15 protein-coding genes and 1 pseudogene are annotated in these 17,487 nt (G+C 65.6%); 9 read left to right on the top strand and 7 right to left on the bottom strand.

Annotated elements, in window-relative coordinates; genetic code table 11:
- The first annotated feature begins 30 nt into the window (after window positions 1–30).
- The 3 genes from BST40_RS19760 to BST40_RS19770 all read left to right on the top strand — a co-directional run bounded on the left by BST40_RS19760 (window position 31) and on the right by BST40_RS19770 (window position 3,201).
- A complete protein-coding gene (locus BST40_RS19760; RefSeq protein ID WP_083155211.1) occupies window positions 31–618 on the top strand; it encodes a UGSC family (seleno)protein in 588 nt (195 codons plus the stop codon).
- Complete coding sequence (locus BST40_RS19765; protein WP_075546003.1) at window positions 618–1,790, top strand: CaiB/BaiF CoA transferase family protein; 1,173 nt, start codon at window positions 618–620, stop codon at window positions 1,788–1,790. The genes BST40_RS19760 and BST40_RS19765 overlap by 1 nt, the downstream gene beginning before the upstream one ends.
- A gap of 220 nt (window positions 1,791–2,010) precedes the next feature.
- Window positions 2,011–3,201: a PPE family protein gene (locus BST40_RS19770; protein WP_083155217.1), complete on the top strand. Its 1,191-nt coding sequence runs from the start codon at window positions 2,011–2,013 to the stop codon at window positions 3,199–3,201.
- A 36-nt stretch (window positions 3,202–3,237) separates the two neighbouring features.
- Here the strand turns inward: BST40_RS19770 and BST40_RS19775 are convergent, their stop codons facing one another.
- The 3 genes from BST40_RS19775 to BST40_RS19785 form a co-directional block, all read right to left on the bottom strand.
- Complete coding sequence (locus tag BST40_RS19775) at window positions 3,238–4,044, bottom strand: polysaccharide deacetylase family protein (protein ID WP_075546005.1); 807 nt, start codon at window positions 4,042–4,044, stop codon at window positions 3,238–3,240.
- A gap of 208 nt (window positions 4,045–4,252) precedes the next feature.
- Window positions 4,253–5,230, bottom strand: a complete 978-nt coding sequence (locus BST40_RS19780; RefSeq protein WP_075545988.1) for an LLM class flavin-dependent oxidoreductase — start codon at window positions 5,228–5,230, stop codon at window positions 4,253–4,255.
- The gene (locus BST40_RS19785) at window positions 5,230–5,889 is read right to left on the bottom strand and encodes a TetR/AcrR family transcriptional regulator (protein WP_075545989.1); all 660 of its coding nucleotides are present in this window, start codon (window positions 5,887–5,889) and stop codon (window positions 5,230–5,232) included. The genes BST40_RS19780 and BST40_RS19785 overlap by 1 nt, the downstream gene beginning before the upstream one ends.
- A 149-nt stretch (window positions 5,890–6,038) precedes the next feature.
- On the opposite strand from BST40_RS19785, the gene BST40_RS19790 reads away from it, so the two are divergent.
- Window positions 6,039–6,665 carry a TetR/AcrR family transcriptional regulator gene (locus BST40_RS19790; protein WP_075546006.1) on the top strand — a complete coding sequence of 209 codons (627 nt, stop codon included), beginning with the start codon at window positions 6,039–6,041 and terminating at the stop codon, window positions 6,663–6,665.
- A gap of 347 nt (window positions 6,666–7,012) precedes the next feature.
- On the opposite strand, the gene BST40_RS19795 is transcribed toward BST40_RS19790, so the two are convergent.
- A complete protein-coding gene (locus tag BST40_RS19795) occupies window positions 7,013–8,170 on the bottom strand; it encodes a Zn-dependent alcohol dehydrogenase (RefSeq protein WP_083155214.1) in 1,158 nt (385 codons plus the stop codon).
- Between the two features lie 147 nt (window positions 8,171–8,317).
- Between BST40_RS19795 and BST40_RS19800 the strand changes: the two genes are divergently transcribed.
- Window positions 8,318–9,934, top strand: a complete 1,617-nt coding sequence (locus tag BST40_RS19800) for a PE family protein (RefSeq protein ID WP_075545991.1) — start codon at window positions 8,318–8,320, stop codon at window positions 9,932–9,934.
- Window positions 9,935–9,991: 57 nt separating this feature from the next.
- Here the strand turns inward: BST40_RS19800 and BST40_RS19805 are convergent, their stop codons facing one another.
- The 3 genes and pseudogenes from BST40_RS19805 to BST40_RS19815 form a co-directional block, all read right to left on the bottom strand.
- On the bottom strand, window positions 9,992–11,542 hold the full coding sequence (locus BST40_RS19805; RefSeq protein ID WP_183154947.1) for a DHA2 family efflux MFS transporter permease subunit: 1,551 nt from the start codon (window positions 11,540–11,542) through the stop codon (window positions 9,992–9,994).
- The gene (locus tag BST40_RS19810; RefSeq protein ID WP_075545992.1) at window positions 11,542–12,528 is read right to left on the bottom strand and encodes an AAA family ATPase; all 987 of its coding nucleotides are present in this window, start codon (window positions 12,526–12,528) and stop codon (window positions 11,542–11,544) included. Before BST40_RS19810 ends, BST40_RS19805 begins: the two co-directional genes overlap by 1 nt.
- 205 nt (window positions 12,529–12,733) lie before the next feature.
- Window positions 12,734–13,144: pseudogene (locus BST40_RS19815) on the bottom strand (DUF222 domain-containing protein); the annotation flags it as partial.
- A gap of 347 nt (window positions 13,145–13,491) precedes the next feature.
- Between BST40_RS19815 and BST40_RS19820 the strand changes: the two are divergent.
- From BST40_RS19820 to BST40_RS19835, 4 genes are all read left to right on the top strand, one after another.
- Window positions 13,492–14,880 carry an MmgE/PrpD family protein gene (locus BST40_RS19820; RefSeq protein ID WP_082275292.1) on the top strand — a complete coding sequence of 463 codons (1,389 nt, stop codon included), beginning with the start codon at window positions 13,492–13,494 and terminating at the stop codon, window positions 14,878–14,880.
- Between the two features lie 65 nt (window positions 14,881–14,945).
- Complete coding sequence (locus BST40_RS19825) at window positions 14,946–15,716, top strand: DUF2127 domain-containing protein (RefSeq protein WP_075546007.1); 771 nt, start codon at window positions 14,946–14,948, stop codon at window positions 15,714–15,716.
- A 31-nt stretch (window positions 15,717–15,747) separates the two neighbouring features.
- A complete protein-coding gene (locus tag BST40_RS19830) occupies window positions 15,748–16,617 on the top strand; it encodes an SDR family oxidoreductase (RefSeq protein ID WP_075545995.1) in 870 nt (289 codons plus the stop codon).
- A gap of 25 nt (window positions 16,618–16,642) precedes the next feature.
- A complete protein-coding gene (locus tag BST40_RS19835; RefSeq protein WP_075546008.1) occupies window positions 16,643–17,413 on the top strand; it encodes a 5'-methylthioadenosine/adenosylhomocysteine nucleosidase in 771 nt (256 codons plus the stop codon).
- Window positions 17,414–17,487 lie beyond the last annotated feature (74 nt).

Consider the following 17,487-nt stretch of genomic DNA (forward strand, 5'->3'; position numbering starts at 1 on the left):
CCTCGACGAACTCGACGAAGGAGAACCCCGATGACTGACTTTGCCTATGACCCCTGCGGCATGATCGAGGTGTCAGCCATCCCCATGGCCCCTCGACCCAACCGGGTCGTCGGGCTGCGCCTGGGAGTGCTGAGCAACACCAAATGGAACGCCGCCAAACTCTTGCGGGCCACCGTGCGCGAATTGACAAGCGCCGGGCTGCCGTGCGCCTCGGTCACCTACTACGACAAACGCCATTTCTCCTCGGATGCCGACCCTGAATTGATCCGGCGGATCGCGGCGGAAAACGACATCGCGCTCACCGCGATCGGCGACTGCGGCTCATGCTGCTCGGCGTGCGTCAACGATGCCGTGCGGCTGGAACAGGCGGGGGTGCCGACAGTGGTCATCGTGACAACCGAGTTCGAGCGCGAGGCCCAGTTGCAGCGTGAATCGCGCGGCATGGCGGGCCTGGAGCCTGCGGTCGCCACCCATCCGATCAGCAGCCTGACCCTCGACCAACTCGAGAATCGCGCCGCCGAGGTCGCTCCGCAAGCCCTGCGGATCTGGTTCGGTGTCACTCCGGTTCCGCGCCGTAACGGCACGGTGACGGCGGTGTTCGGGCCGGTCGGAACATGATGAATGGCACTGCAACACAGCCGCTTTCATCACTGCTGGTGGCCGACTTCTCCCGGGTGCTGGCCGGACCGTTCTGCACGATGACCCTCGGCGACCTGGGTGCCGAGATCGTCAAGATCGAACCACCCGGCGGCGACGACACCAGGGCCTGGGGTCCGCCGTTCGTCGCGGACCAAAGCGCCTACTACTTGAGCGTCAACCGCAACAAACGCAGCATCGTGCTCGACCTGCGCGAGGCCGAGGACCTGCGGGTAGCCAGGGCCTTAGCCGAACGCGCCGACGTGCTGGTGGAGAACTTTCGCCCGGGCACCATGGCGCGCTTCGGCCTGGACGAGCCCGAGGTTCGGGCGGCGAACCCGGCTCTGGTGTACTGCAGCATCTCGGCGTTCGGGACCGCGGGGGGACGCGAACTGGCCGGCTACGACCTGCTGGTCCAGGCGCTCGGCGGGTTGATGAGCATCACCGGGGCCGACGCCGACAGCCCGACCAAGGTCGGCGCCGCTCTGGTGGACGTCCTGGCGGGCCTGTTTGCGACGGTCGGCATCCTGGCGGCGTTGCGCGAGCGGGACCGGTCCGGGTGTGGCCAACACGTCGAGATCAATCTGATGTCGGCACTGTTGGCTGCGCTGGCCAACCAGTCGGCGGGTTTTGTTCTGGCCGAACAGATTCCGCGGGCAATGGGCAACGGACACGCCAGCATCGCGCCCTACGACAGCTACCCGACCGGCGACCGGACGATCGTGCTCGCCGTCGGCAACGACAGGCAATTCGGCCGGCTCTGCGAAGCGCTGGGTATCTCCGGCCTGGCCCGAGACCCGCGATTGGCCACCAACGAATCGCGGGTGCGCAACCGCGCACTGTTGCGCGCGCACCTGGAACGCGCGTTGGCAACCGAATCGGCCGAGCATTGGACGAAAACGCTCTCGGCACGGGGAATTCCCGCCGGCGCCGTCAACAACATCGCCGAAGCCGTTGCCCTGGCCGAGCGGCTGGGCCTGCACCCGATCCGCACTACCGAGGACGGCGACGCACTCGGTCGCCAGGTGGCCAGCCCGATCACGTTATCCGCCACACCGGTGACCTACCGAACCAGGGCGCCGCGCCTCGGCGAACACAGCAATGACATCCGTGCCTGGGTGGCCCGCCTGAGGCAACGACGCAAGACCGCGTGATCACCTGCAACTCAGCTACCGGACAACTGACTCACAGACTACTCACGGCGTGTAGACACACTTTCGTAACCCGGGATTCCGCAACAGTTATGTTCGGTCGGATTTAAAGTCCCGCGGAGGTAATCGGTTGCTCCGGTCGTTGACCGGGTGCCTGCCGTCGACACGGGATCGGAGAGTCTGCGCGGTGACATCGGGAGTGGTTTGTGCTGCGCAGGTCTGGATGGCGACGCCGCCAGAGGTGCATTCGGCGTTGCTCAGCGGCGGGGCCGGTCCCGGTCCGCTGCACGAGGCCGCCGCGGCGTGGACAGCGTTGAGCGACGAATATGCGTCGGTTGCAGAGGAACTCGCTGCGGTGTTGGAGATGGTCGAAGCCGGCGCGTGGCAGGGCCGCAGCGGCCAGCGGGCCGCGGACGCTCATCTGCCCTACCTTGCCTGGTTGGCCGAGACGAGCGCGGACAGTGCGCGGCGGGCTGCTCAGCACGAGGTGGCGGCGGCGGCCTACGCCAGCGCCCTGGATGCGATGCCGACACCGACCGAGTTGGCCGGCAACCACGCCATGCACGCGGTGCTGGTGGCGACGAACTTCTTTGGCATCAACACGATCCCGATTGCGCTCAACGAAGCCGACTATGTGCGCATGTGGATCCAAGCCGCGACCACGATGTGCGTCTATGAGGCAGTCGCTGGTACGGCGTTGGCCTCGGTACCGTCCTCCACCCCCGCCCCGGCGGTGGTCAAACCCGATGTCGTTTCGGGCGCCGAAGCTGCCGCGTCCGCGGCGCTGGGGGTCCCTTGGCACCTGCTCGAGGCAGTAATCATGGACCTGACGCGGGTGTGGGAACTGTGCCAGGTGTGCACCTCTGCCGACACCTGGGGTTTTCACGAGGCGGTCATGTTGATGGTGCACCCGGTGGTGAACAAGATCAATGACTTGCTCGTCGATCCGTTCGCCGTCTTCCTGAAATGGGCCCCGATGCTTTACTCGTTGGCCTACCAGGCTTTTCAGACGTGGCCGATGTTGGGCACGGTCATCGCCGGCGCAACCGGCGGGTCGATTGCGCTTCCGTTCGGCCTGTCGGCCGGCATGCTCCCGGCTATCGGTTCCGCGGCGGGCCTGGGCGCCTTCCCGGCGGTCGGGGCGGTTGCCACACCGGCCGCGGCGATACCCCAACTCGGCGCGCTGGCCGGATTGGCACCGGGCGCGTCTGGTGCATCGGTCTCGGTGGTAGTCCCCGGCACCGGAACGTCGGGATTTGCCGGGACTCACGGCACGGTCGCTTCTTCGTCGCCCGCAGGGTTGACTCACTATGCCTCGCACGCGGTCGATGACGGGTTCGGCGCTCGGGCTCCGATGCTGCCGGCCACCTGGGATGTGCCGGGTGTCGGCGCGGCCGGTTACCCGGCTAGCTGAAACACTTTCGGTGGCAACGCATTACGCGCGGGACGACTACGGGGTTCTTAGGAATACGTCGTTGAAGGTGACGGTACGAAGATCGCGGGCGCGGATGATCTCGACGAGCTGCGGATAGACGTGGGTCACCGGTAGATGGTTGAGGTGGCCGATAACGATGGCCTGTGGGATGAAATACTGATCGGCCATTTTGACGATGTATTCCTCGGTGATCAACGTCGAATCCGACAGCGAGCCCGACCACAGCACCGGGACCGTATAGCCCAGCTCGGCCGCCACCGCGTCAACAGCGGCATTGTGCTTTGCATACGGCGGGCGCCAATACGGTTTCGCGCCAATGCCGTACGTCTTCTTCAGGAATTCGTCGTTACGGGTGAGCTGTTGAGCGATCTCGCTTTTCGGCAGCGTCGTCAGATCCGGGTGCGACCAGGTGTGATTACCGAGCTGGATCTGCCCGGATTCGACGAGCGGCCGCAGCAGCGCCATGTTGTCGGTCCAGGAGTCGTATGTTCCGTTGACGAAGAACGTCAACCGCACGCCGGTGTCCTTGGCGAACTGCGTGTAGGCGCGCACCACCTCGGTATTGACGCCGTCGTCGACCGTCAGCGCAAGCAAGTCGCCGTCACCGGGAAGCTGGCTCAATACGCCGCCGCCGGGCAACCGGATGCGCGCACTCGGCGGTGGCGGTGGCAACAAACCCGCGACGGTCGGGCCGGAAGTCGGCGTGGCGGCCACCGGGGTCTGCGCGAAGGTGCGCGGCTGCGGCGCGACCATGCACCGGGCCGCGCCCACGCCGACGACCGTTGCGGCGGCGAGCGACCCCAGGAAGTGGCGACGATTCAGCTCTGACATGTGACGGTCGCAATCGAACGCCCGCGCAACCGGGCAGGTGGCGAACCGGGCATGCCCACATCGGGGATGCCGATGGGGAAGCCGATAAGCAAGAACGGAGCCACCACAGCAGCGAACCGTACCATTACCAGCATCGATATGTCGTGTTGAACGCGGCAGGGTCGGCATTCTGTTATCTGGAGCACGCCATCGCGCCCCGTCAGACCTGGGGCAAGACCTCATCAGTCAGCAGCTGCAGGCTGGCCCAGCCGGCATCGAGCGGAAGTCCGCCGACGAGTGGGTTCATCACGACTTCCTTTCGGCCGCTGCGAATCTGGCCGATCAACTGGTCAGGAGTAAGAATCTCGACGTTGTTCAGGCCGCGCAGCTCCTCGACCGAGCCGGCCGGCTGCTCATTGGGCCGGGGCACGCCCGACCGCTTCCAGGCGCTGTATTCGGCGGTCTCACACATGATGTAACTGCCATAACGGGACCACGCCTCGTCCGGGTCGGGGTGCAGCAGGGTGACGGTACTGCCGTTTTCGGGGTGATAGACAAAGCCCTGTTTGCCCTGGTTGCGCAGCTCCCGCTGATACACCGCCGCAAGTTCGGGCATCGCCATCGGCGGCGAGAACGGCAGCCCGAAGCGCGCGGCTCTCCTGGCCGCCGCACCCGTCATACCGCCGACGAAGACGATCGGATGGGGGCGGGTATGCGGCTTTGGCGTGACGTTGATGAGTGCGCCCTGATATTCGAAGGGCTCGTCGCTCCACGCCTGGAGCATCACCGACAGACAGCGATCCATCAATGCGCCGCGCCGTGACCAGTCCTTGCCGGCGGCGTGGTATTCCTCAGGCCGGTAACCCATTCCGGCCACAAAGCTGAAGCGACCTCGGGCCAGGTTGTCCAGCACGGCGATATCCTCGGCGAGCCGAATCGGATCGTAGAGCGGGACGATGAGGGCATTGATGCTGATCCGCACGCTGCGGGTGCGCCCGGCGACCGCAGCGGCCAGGATCAGCGGCGACGGAAGCCAACCGGTCCTGGACAGATGATGTTCCTCGCCGCTGACCGCGGTGAAGCCGTGGGTATCGGCGAACTCGGCCATCTCCAGCGCGGCCTGATAGCGACCGGTGTGCCGGCCCGCGGGATCGGCGATATTGGTCATGTTCAGCCGTAGTGCGGTGAGCAGACTCATCACTGCCCGCCGACCGGGCGGCCGGCCGCCGCGAACAACGTGCCCCGGATCAGTCTCTTTGCCGACCCCAGCGTGGCCTTGTATGCCTCCGGCGCCAAGGTGGCTGCCTGCTCGGACAGGCCGCGCGTCAACGCGCAGATGGCTTCCACGGCTCCGGTCGGGCCCGTGTCCGGGGACAGCACACCGTGCCGGTGCGCGTCCGCGACGATATCGGTGACGACATCGCGCAGCGCCTTGGATCCCGGATACTTCGGACCTTCGCGCGACGACCGGGCATTGCTTTCGATGCGGACGGCCCGCAGGAACGCCGCCAGGTGTGGGTAGTCGTGAATCAGCCGTGTCGACTCATCCAGCACCGCATCGAGTCGGTCGACGGCGTCGTCGGACTGGGCTGCGGCCGCGCGCAGCCTAGGTAACACGATCTGCTCGATCTCCTCGCCGGTCGCGTTGAGCAGCTCGGACTTGCTGGGGAAATAGTGATACAAGCTGCCGCTGGTCATGTCGGCCGCTCGGGCGATCTCGCGGATGGTCGTCTGGGAGTAGCCGACCTCGGCCACGCAGCGCATGGTCGCGGCGATGATCCGTTGCCGAGTCTGCTCACCGTGTGCGCCCACCGGACGGCCCAATTGAGACCGCGACGCAGAAGAGCTAACGGTCATGCAGCGCGGCGTCCTCCGTTGGTCTGTCGGTCACCCGGCGTCCGCCAGCGCGGACGCCGGAACTAATTGATCAGTCGAATATATTCGACCGTGTCGAACCACGCCGCCCGCCACGGCGGGCAAACCTGCCAATGAGGAAGACGCCGACCATGACCCGGGCACATCTTGGCCGCCCCGTCGGCGCCAGCGGCGAGGAGACCCGCCAGCGCATCATCGTCGCGACGATGCGGTGCGTGGCCGAGGTCGGCTACTCCCAGACGACCATCCGCGAGATCGCCCGAGCGGCCGATATGACCAGTGCCAGCTTGTACAACTACTTTCCGAACAAGTCGGACCTGATCAAGGCGACGATCGCGGCCAGGGCCGAGGCCGCTATGCCGCGGCTGCGAAAGGCGGCGCAAGGCCCGGGCGACGTCATCGAGCGGATCGAAGCAGTGCTCGACGAATGCGGCCAATTGATGCGTGAATACCCGGATTTGGCCGCCTTCGAGTGGGCGATCCGGGCGGGAAACATCGTGAGGTCCGATTGGCCCACGGCCGCCGAAGTGGGTGATCGCGGATTCACGACGTTCCGCGAGATCATCGAGGGCATCGTCGCAGACGCCCATCAGCGCGGCGAACTCGCCGATCCCGATGCGCGGGCCACGGTGGAGGCGATCTATGCCCTCATCTACGGGTTGACCGAGTTGGCCGCCACCCTGCCGCCTAAGGAGTACCAGGCGGCGCTGAGCTCGGCCAAGGTATTGGTCAGAGGCGCGCTGTTCGACCGCTCGTAGCCGCTTCGTACCGACGTGGCCTGGACAGACGTGGCCCGTCATCGTGATTGCCGGAGATGCCGTCTCGCTGGCGTCGAGTGTGCCGCCATGGCGGCGAGTGTGAGCTGTGGGCGCCGAGCGTGTCGCGTGGCGGCCCGAGCGCCGCAAAATCCCCGCCCTGCGTGCACGCTGAAAGCCGTCACCGCACGCTCGATTCGCCAGCACGCTCGATACGACAGCACGGCAGCATCCGACCCGGTGAGCATGTGAGTCGATAGATGACGGCCGTCGCCCGACTCGAGCCGACAGGCGGGCACTCTTGATTGAACCACCCCCTGCCCGTTGGGCAACGCGGGACCGAGCCCGACTCAGCCCAGGTCGAAGTCGATGACTCCGCGGATCAGCTCACCGGCGGCGAGATCGGCGTAGGCGTCGTTGATTTCGGCTAGCGCGTAGCGCTTGGTGATGATTTCATCGAGGAGCAGTCGCCCGGACTCGTACAACGTGGCCAGCAGGGGAATGTCGCTCTTGGGATTGCACGAGCCGAATACCGTGCCGCACAACGTCTTATTCATCAAGATAAATTCCTGCAACGCGACGTCGACCGAGGATGTCTTCGGTGCTGGCAGGCCGGTGAGCACGCAGGTGCCGCCCTTTCGGGTGAGCTTCAGCGCCGCGTCGACGTCGGCCGCTTCTATCATCGCGGGGGAGACGACGACGGCGTCGGCCATCACGCCGCGGGTTAGTTCGCGCACCAACTCCAGTGCTTCGGGCGCGGTCGCCACCGCGTGGGTGGCCCCGAATGTCGGCGCGGAAGTGCGCTTGAATTCGACGGGATCGACGGCAACGATGCGGGCGGCGCCGCTGATCCGCGCGCCCTGGATGGCCGCGGTGCCGATTCCGCCGGCGCCGATCACCACCACGGTGTCCCCACCGCGCACCCCGGCGCGACGGGCCGCCGAACCGTATCCGGTCGGAACCGCGCATGCCAGCAGCGCGGCGGGCACCAACGGAAAGCCGGGATCGATCTTGACCAGAGAATCAGCCGACACAACGGTGTGTTGGGCAAACGCCCCGATCTTGGAGATGTGTCCGAGGTTTCGCCCGTCGATGGTGTGGTGCCGAAATGTGCCGTCGGTCGGCATGCCGGGTGCGAGCGTCCCGGCTCCGGTGTCACACAGGTATTCCATGCCGCAGGCACACCATCGGCACTGACCGCACACGGCGACGAACGACGTCACCACATGGTCGCCGGGCGCGAAGCGCCGGACTCCCTCGCCGACTTCGACCACGACGCCCGAGCCTTCGTGTCCGCCGATGGTCGGCGACATCGCCGGAAGTCCCAGGGAACGCAGCGTTTCTGCCGGGGGAGCCAGCCTGCCCTGGCGGATGTGCTCGTCGGAGTGGCACAACCCGGTGGCCGCGAGACGCACTAGGACTTCGCCGGAATGGGGCGGATCCAGGTCGAACTCTTCGACCGTCCACGGGCGGCCGTACTCGTAGAGAATGGCGGCGCGGCTTCTCATGGATCCCTCGCATCCATCATGGCTCCCCGGGAACGGCGGGACGACATACTATCAACCGATTGATTATCTGGTTGATAGCGACACCGCAAACGACTGGATAGCGATACTATCAAGCGATTGATTATATAGCTTGGTGGAGGAACGGCGATGTCGTACGTGGTGGCGGTTCCACAGCTGTTGTCGTCCGCGGCAACCGAATTGGCAACCATGGGCGCGGCGCTGAATTCCGCGAGCACGGCGGTAGCGCTGCCAACCACCGCAATACCGGCAGCCGCAGCGGATGAGGTCTCGGCTGCGGTGGCGTCGCTGTTCGCCGGGTATGCCCGGGAATATCAGGCGCTGAGCGCGCAGGTCAGCGCATTCCATCAGCAGTTCGTCGAGTCGTTGACCTCGACTGCGGCATCGTATGCGGCCGCCGAATCGGCCAATGCCAATCCGCTGGCGCAGGCGGCGTTCAACTTGATCAACTCGTCCGCGCAGAACCTGTTGGGCCGTCCACTGATCGGTGACGGCGCCAACGGGGCGCCCGGCACCGGGCACGACGGCGGGCCTGGCGGGTTGCTGTACGGCAATGGCGGCGACGGCGGATCGGGCGGGCCCGGTGAGGCCGGAGGCAACGGCGGTAGCGCCGGTTTGATCGGCAATGGCGGCGCCGGCGGCACCGGCGGGGCCGGTGTGCCGGGCGGCACGGCCGGCGCCGGTGGTGTCGGTGGCCCCGCGCAGCTGATCGGCGACGGCGGCAACGGCGGCATGGGCGGTTCGGGTGTCGACCCGGGTCCGGGCGGAGCCGGCGGCGCCGGCGGACGACTTGCCGGCCATGCCGGTTCCACCGGGCTACCCGGTACCCAGGTCAATACGCCCGGCAATCCGGGCGGCCCGTCGGATCCCGGGAGGCCGGTTGATCCCGGACAGAACGTGGTCGACGCGGCCCGTTCCGGCGACCTCGTCTCGTCGAACGGGGGAACCATCACCGACAGTGCCCTCGCGGAGATATCGGGCGTCGACGCCGGCATCAAGAATACGAATGTCGTTTGGGTGCACAATGATTCGGGAGACTCGGCGCGAATCTTCGCCGTTGACACAAAGACCGGCCAAACCTTGGGCAGCTACACACTTGGTGGTGCGAAAGCTGTCGACTGGGAAGACATCGAGGTCGCCACCGCGGCCGACGGCAAGTCCTATATCTATGCCGGCGACATCGGCGACAACGGATTGTCGCGCAGCGACGTCGTCATCTACCGCGTCCCCGAGCCGACGGTGACCGGCACGGCGACCAATCCCACCAACACCACGTTGACGGGGGTCGACCAACTTCGACTTGTCTATCCCAATGGCGAAAAGGTCAACTCCGAGTCACTGGCCGTCGATCCGCGTTCGGGCAACCTGATGGTCATCGAGAAGAGCAGTGCCAACGTTTCACGTGTGTATTCGGCGCCGGCAACTGCGTGGGGAAGTTCCGGTGATACGACACTGCAACAAGTCGCAACTTTGGACTTGTCGCACACCAACTCGAAACTGGTCACCAGCGCCGACTTTTCACCCGACGGTTCGGAATTGGCCGTCCGCACCTATCGCGATGTGCTGCTGTGGAATCGGGACCCGAACAGCAGCGCCTGGTCACCGTTCAGCCGGCAGCCGGTTATGGGCCCGGCGGTTCCGAACGAATCCCAGGGTGAGGCGATCGCCTTCCACCCGGACGGGGACGGCTATGTCACGGTGAGCGAGGGGACGAATCAGACCCTGCACAATTTCGACGCGCCGTGATCTCGAGGGTGCGTCGGCAGATCGGGCGAGTTGTACCAGTCGCCTCAGGGTGAGTACTCAGTGAATACCGGTAGCTGACTGCCCGCGGTGCTGCGCGGCGCAACCGGGCTCGCGTCGTTCAGGGTGCCTCGGCTCCATGGCTTTCGGCTTCTGGTACAGGAATGCCAGCGGTATGAAAGTCAATCCCACCAGTACTACCGCCACCACCAGTGCTGAGCTGTAGGCCTGCGAAAGTTCGCGCGGGGAAGGCTGTTGCGACATCACCGGTTGGTGGAGCTGGCTGGTCAGGATCACCGATAGGAGCGCGGTCCCCACTGCGGCTGCCACTTGCTGATTGACCTTGACCATCGTGGAACCCCTGGCCATCTGATCTGGGGCCAGCGTCTGCATTGTCACCGCGACCAGCGGCATCCGGGTGGAGCCCATGCCGAGCCCCAACATTGTCAGACCGGCTAGAAGCAGCGGCATGGACTCGCGTTGGTGGGCAACGCCGTAAGCGAAGACACCCATGCCCGCGACGTTCAGCGTGATCCCGATGAGAAGCACCCCGCGAGCGCCGCGTCGGTCCATCAACGTTCCCGCCAACGGCATACTCACCGCGGCACCGATTCCTCGGGGGACCACGCTCATCCCGGCTTGCAACGGTGTCTGGTTCAGCAGCTGCTGGAAGTAGCTGGGAAACAGTACCCCGGCGCCGAACGTGGAGACGATGTAGAAGAACATGGCGACGTTGGTGAGCGTGAACGCTCGGTTGGTCAATAGGCGCAGATCGATCAGGGGCTTCTCCGACCGGTAGAGGGCATGAAACACGAACCCGACGATCAACGCCGTACCGGCGGCCAGGGGTATCCACACGTGCCTGTCGGTCACCGTGCCGCGGCTTGGGATTCCGGACATGCCGTACAGCAGCACCGGCAGGCCCGGTGACAGCAGCAGCATCCCGATGACGTCGAGGGTCTGCGACGGAGCAGGGTCGTCGTTGGGCAGCACGATTGCGGCGAGGCCGATTGCGGCCACACCGACCGGTAGGTTGATCCAGAAGATCCACTGCCAGCTGTAGCTGTCGATAAGCCAACCACCCAGGACAGGCCCAAATGCCGGCGCGAGCACAATCGGGATTCCCAACACGGCCATCACGCGGCCTACCCGGTTGGGACCCGCCTCGCGGTTCACGATCGTGAGGGTCAGCGTCGTGAGGATGCCACCGCCGAAGCCCTGCAGCACTCGAGAGACGATCAGCAAGGTGATGTTTGGCGCTACCGCGCACAGCAGTGAGCCCAGTGTGAAGGCGACAACCGAACCGATGAAGATTCGTTTTGTGCCGAATCGGTCGGCTGCCCAACCAGTTAGCGGGATCACGGCGGCCAACGCGAGCGTGTAACCGGTGATCGTCCAGGAAGCGACGGCTTGGGTCGAGCCGAAGGTGCTGACGAACGTGCGTTGTGCGACGGTGACAACGGTGGTGTCCAAGAAGTTCATGAATGAGCCCAGGACGCACACTCCTGCTATCCACCACAGCCTGGCGTCGAGCTTGTCCGCATTGCTGCGTTGGGCTCGGCTCGCGGGGTGCGAGGACAGACCGGGCTGCCGCCCGCCCGGGCGCCGTATCACCGTAATTCCCACGCGCGGTGGGAAGGTGTCAGTTTCTCGACGGCACGTAGGGCCGTGGCAGTTCGCTCTTCCCAGCCGCCGTTGATGACGAGGAATGGTCGTCCCGCCGCGCGCAGCGCACGCTCGCAGCGGTCGACGAAGTCGACGCCCGCCTCGAGCGGATACGCCACGCCGGCCGTCTCCGGGCACGAATCGGGCGTCATGAGGAGGGTGAGATCATAAGGGCGACCGGCCAATTCGCGGACGTTCCGGGGGCAGTTTCGCAACGCCAACTCGGCCCACACGGTGGTCGCCAGCGGATCGGTGGCACAGATCAGCACTCGGTCGGCGTCGCGCGCCAAGGCTTCCTCCGAAGCGATCTGTCCGCGAACGAGGTCGGTCCAATCCGATCCCGCTGCCGAGTCTTCGTTCAAATCCCTTGGCGCGCTCGACCATTCGGGAACCCATTTCGTCCCGAGCTTTTCCGCGAGCGCCCTGGCGAGGGCGCTCGCCTCGCGGGGATCGGCGCTGAGGATGCTGACCCGTTTCACGAAGTCGGGCCGCACGCAGCGTGGGATGTGCTGCCAGTGCGCAAACGGGTCCGCGCGGATGCGCGTGCCACTGACCGGGACGACTGCGCGCGCCTGATCGACTGACACGAAACGTGCTCCGAGAATTCGGGCGAAGTCCGCGCCGTAGGGCTCGGACGCAAAGACGAAGTCGGGACGCGCCGGAAGGACTTCCTCCAGCCCCTCCTTCCACATTGCCCAGGACGGCGGCTGCTCCGACTGATGCTGCATGTTCTCCATGGAAAGACGAATCACGCGATCGAAGGGGAACAGCTCACGCATCCACGCCAAGCGTCGGCTGTCCGATATCGGATCTCGGGCCCGTACCGAGATGACGATCGTCAGATCCTCCACCCATCGGTGCGCGAACTCGCAGAGATAAACGTGGCCGGCATGGGGCGGCAAGAACCTGCCGAGCACCATTCCGTAGGTCACGACGGCTTCCCCACGCCGATGTCGTCCGCCGCTACCGCTCGCTGTCCGACATCGAAGAATGCGCGCTGAGCGCGAAGTGGATGCCGAGCAAAACGATGCACGAACCCTGTTTAGCACCAGGTTGCGCCCTACGTCTGGATAAGTCGGCGTCTGGATATGGCGATGTGGATTGGCGCATACCCGCCGGGTCGGCTGGCGCTCGCGGTTGCCGGCAGAACCGGCGGATCACCGCGATGTGTTCGACACCGAGTTTGGCGTCGCGTTGAGTGCCGGCGGTGGCGGCCAGCGCCGGGGCGATCGGCTCACCGGTCAATCCGCGCCGCGGCCCCAGATCGGCGGCCACATTAATGCGCCGGCTGGCCGCGGCCCGGCTGGTCAACGTCCACTCGGCGATCGCATGCGTGAGCTTGCCGCCCGGCCCTGCGATGCTAGGTTGGCGGGCCAGGTGGTTGATCAGCTGATGCTCGGGCACCGGGATGCGTCGGCGCACCTGCTCGCAGCGCTGCAGCAGCGCCAACCACCGCGCGGTGCTCAGCGCATCGAAGTTCAGCCCCGCCACCACATCCAGCGCCGCATCCAACCCGTCGAACGCCGCCGTGATCGCCTGCCACTCCATAGCACTCAACCTATCGGCGGCCTCCGACAAAACCCCGTCAGAAAGTGCCCGCCCACCAACCGATTTCACATGTTCACCCACAGCGAACAACGCCCACCAGCGCCCATCTGTACGAGAAGGCCGCGCTTGGGCCGCGGCCACCCAATGCGATACTGCTATACACCTTGCCGGACTGGTCGCGCACATCGCAGGGCACACAACTCGGTGCCGGACTTCTATGCCAAGCTTTTCCACGTGAAGCTGGCCTGAAGCTGGCCCCGCCCCCGACCCGAGGTGAGGCCGGGTTGCGCCCACTTCGCCAGCGCCGAGTCCCCGCGCAAGGAAAGCCGATGGCAGACAACTACGTTGTGGACCAACTCGCCGGATTCGTCGTCGACGCTGAATTGGCCGACCTGACCGGCAGTTCACGGTTGATGCTCAAGCGCAACGTACTCGACAGCATCGCTTGCGCGGTGGGTGCGCTGGACGGCGAAATCATCCCCGCGATCCGCGCTCACACCGAAGCCTTCAGTGGCCGTCCGACAGCGACACTCGTCGGTGGTGGACGAGCCCCAGTCGACCAGGCCGCGTTCTTCAATGCGGTGCTGGTGCGATACCTAGATCTGCTGGACACCTACCTGACGGTTGGGGGACTATGCCACCCCGCCGACAACCTCGGCGCGATCCTCGCCGTCGCTGAGCACGTCAATGCGAGCGGTGCCGACTTCCTGCTGGCCTTGGCTGTCGCGTATGAGGTCCAATGCCGGTTCAGTGCCCAGGTTCCCGTCATGGCGCGCGGCCTCAACCACGCGCTGCAACTGGCGATATCAGTCGCGGCCGGCTCGGCCAAGCTGCTCGGGCTGGACGTTGGTGGGACGGCGGACGCAATCGCCGCATCGTCGGCCGACAACGTCTCGCTGGCCGCTGTTCACGCCGAGCCGGTGTCGAACTGGAAAGGCATCTCGCCCGCCATCACCGGCATGCGTGCGGTATATGCGACCATGCTGGCGGCTCGCGGGATCACCGGGCCCAAGTCATTGTTCGAAGGACCTAACGGCTTGGCACAACTTTTCGGCCAGCCAATCGATTTCCGGACCGAGGATCGCGGCTTGAATTCCGTCGAACAGACCTACCTCAAGCAGTACTGTTCGCTCATCCACGGCCAGGCCGTCATCGACGCGGTATTGGCGCTGCGCGATCAGCACAACCTGTACGGCGCGGAGGTCGCCGCAATCACACTCGAGGTCTTTCAGGGTGCCTATGACATTGCCGGCGGGGGGACCTACGGAGACAAGGATCATCCATGGACCAAAGAACAGGCTGACTACAACCTCAAGTACCTGAGTGCGGTGGCCATGCTCGACGGGGCAGTGGGTCCTCGACAGCTCGAGACCGAGCGCGTTCGGTGCGCCGACGTTCAGGAATTGGTGGCCCGCGTCGACGTCAGGCCCGCAGCTGAACTGACTGCTGAGTATCCGCGACGAACCGCGGTCCGTGTGCAGGTGACAACCCGGGATGGGCGCGAATTGACCTGTAGGCAAACCGATTACGAGGGGTCACCGACACGGCCGCTGTCATGGGACCGGGTCGTGGACAAATTCCACTGGCTCACCGAACCGTTTTGCCACCAGGGGTTGCGCGCCGACATCATCGCTGCCGTCGGGCGTCTCGACGAGATCGGTGTCGGCGAACTGGCCGGACTCCTCGGCGCGGTGAGTCCGGACGCCCAGCGTCCGCGCAGCTCGTCGCGGTTCTGACCGGAACTGGCGCAGGTGTGCGTGCCGTCTTGCGCGGCTCGCCACCCGCACTGAATGATCGGCTCGTGGCCAAGCGTGAAAATCGTGGCGTGAACCGGTGGGAGCTCATTGCGTGTGCGGTCAGCGGGCACGCCACCTATGCACCCGACGACGAGGCACTGGCGGACCGGCTGAGCGCCACGACCAAGCTCGGTGACGTATGGCGCTGTCTTCGCTGCGGCGACTTCACCCTCGGTGAGCCGCATGGACGAGGACATCCCGAAGATGCACCACTGATCATGCGGGGCAAGGCGTTACGTCAGGCCATCATCATCCGGGTGCTCGCGGTCGAACGGCTGTTCCGGGCCATGGTGCTCGGTCTGGCCGCGTGGGCGGTGTGGGAGTTTCGCGGGGCACGCGGAGCCATTCAAGCCACCCTCGATCGTGATCTGCCGGTCTTTCGCGCGGCCGGGTTCAAGGTCGATCAAATGTCGGCGATACATGAACTGGAGAAGGCGCTGGCCGCAAAACCATCCACGCTGGCGCTGATCACGTTCATGCTGGCCGCCTACGCGGTCTTGCAGGTGGTCGAGGGCGTGGGCCTATGGCTGCTGAAGCGCTGGGGCGAATATTTTGCGGTGGTGGCCACTTCGCTGTTCCTGCCGTTGGAGATCCATGACCTGACCAAGGGCATCACCATGACCCGGTTGGTGACCTTCACCATCAATATGGCTGCGGTGCTGTACCTGTTGATCTCGAAGCGGTTGTTCGGGCTGCGCGGCGGCCGCCAGGCATATGAGGAAGAACGGCACGGCGAGCAGTTGCTCGACCTGGAACGCGCAGCCATGACGGCCTGACGGCGCCGCCCGAGCAGGATCGGAGATCGCAATGGGCACCTACGCAATCACCGGAGCGGCATCCGGGATGGGCCGCGCGGCCGCGGCGCGGCTCCGGGATCACGGCCACACGGTGATCGGCGTCGACCTCAAAGACGCCGACGTCGTCGCCGACTTGTCGACACCACAGGGACGCGCGCAGGCCGCCGACGGAGTCTGGGTGACATCGGGCGGCAGGCTCGACGGTGCCGTGCTGGCTGCGGGCTTGGGGCCAGGCCCGGGGCGGGACCGGCTGCGGCGGATCGCGCAGGTCAACTACCTGGGCGTGGTCGAGTTGTTGCACGCGTGGCGGCCCGCATTGGCCGCCGTCGACCGTGCGAAGGTGGTCGTGATCGGAAGCAACTCAACGACGACGGTTCCAGCGGTTCCCCGGCGAACCGTGCGAGCACTGCTGGAGAATGACGCCGACGGGGCGCTGCGGTCAGTGAGGTTGTTCGGCAGAGGGGCGCCTTCGATCATGTACGCGGCGTCGAAAATCGCGGTGAGTCGCTGGGTTCGGCGCCATGCCGTGCTGCCGGACTGGGCCGGTTCGGGTATACGGCTGAATGCCCTTGCGCCCGGGGCCATCATGACACCGTTACTGCAGGAGCAGCTGTCGGACCCGACGCAAGCCAAAGCCGTTCGGTCGTTCCCTATTCCCATCGGTGGATTCGGCGACGTCGCGCACATGGCCGACTGGATTTGCTTCCTGCTGTCGGACTCCGCCGACTTCCTTTGCGGCAGTGTGGTGTTCGTCGATGGCGGCTCCGACGCATACTTCCGGGCCGACGACTGGCCCAAGCCGGTGCCGGTGCGCCGACTGCCCGGGTACCTCGTGCGGTTCCGTCGCGGTTCCCGCATGATGACCTCGGGTGATCGGTGACCGGGTTGCGGTCGAGCGGCTCGCCGTGACGATCGGGATTATCTGCGCGATCCCGCAGGAGTTGTCCTACCTGCTGGGTTTGATGTCGGGGCCCGAACGCCACCAGATCGCCCAGGCCAGCTTCGACGTGGGCGCGCTCGACGACCACCCGGTGGTCTTGGCCGCAGCCGGCATGGGCAAAGTCAACACAAGTCTGGTCGCGACGTTGCTCGCCGACCGATTCCGTTGCCGCACGATCGTTTTCACCGGTGTCGCCGGCGGGCTGGATGCGCAGCTGCAGATCGGCGACGTCGTCATCGCCGAAAGGGTGGTCCAGCACGATTTCGGCCTGGTGGAGGACGAGCAGCTGCAGCCCTACCAGCCCGGACACATACCGTTCATCAAACCGACCGAGCAGCTTGGCTATCGGGCCGACCCCGGGCTGATCGAGCGCGTGCGGGCCCGTCTGGACGGGTTCACCCTGCCGTCTCTGTCGATCGGAGCGGGTGGCCACGGCCGGCCGCCGCGAATCACCTTCGGCACCGTTCTGACCGGTGATCAATACCTGCACTGTGAGCGCACCCGCAGCCGGCTGCACCACGAATTCGGCGGCCACGCAATCGAAATGGAGGGTGGCGCGTTGGCTCAGGTCTGCGAATCCTTCGGTATCCCGTGGCTGGTCATCCGTGCGCTCTCCGACCTTGCCGGCAGCGATTCCGGCCTGGATTTCAACCGGTTCGTCCACGAGACCGCCGACGGCTCGGCCCGGATCCTGCTGCGATTGCTCCCGGTGCTCACCCGCCAATCCACGATCTAATTGTCCTTGGATGATGCTGATCCAGCACACCGCCCTGCAGGATGTAGCTGCAACGGTCACATCAGTCCCACCGG

Origin of the sequence: Mycobacterium persicum, from assembly GCF_002086675.1 — a bacterium.
Classification (GTDB): Bacteria; Actinomycetota; Actinomycetes; order Mycobacteriales; family Mycobacteriaceae; genus Mycobacterium; species Mycobacterium persicum.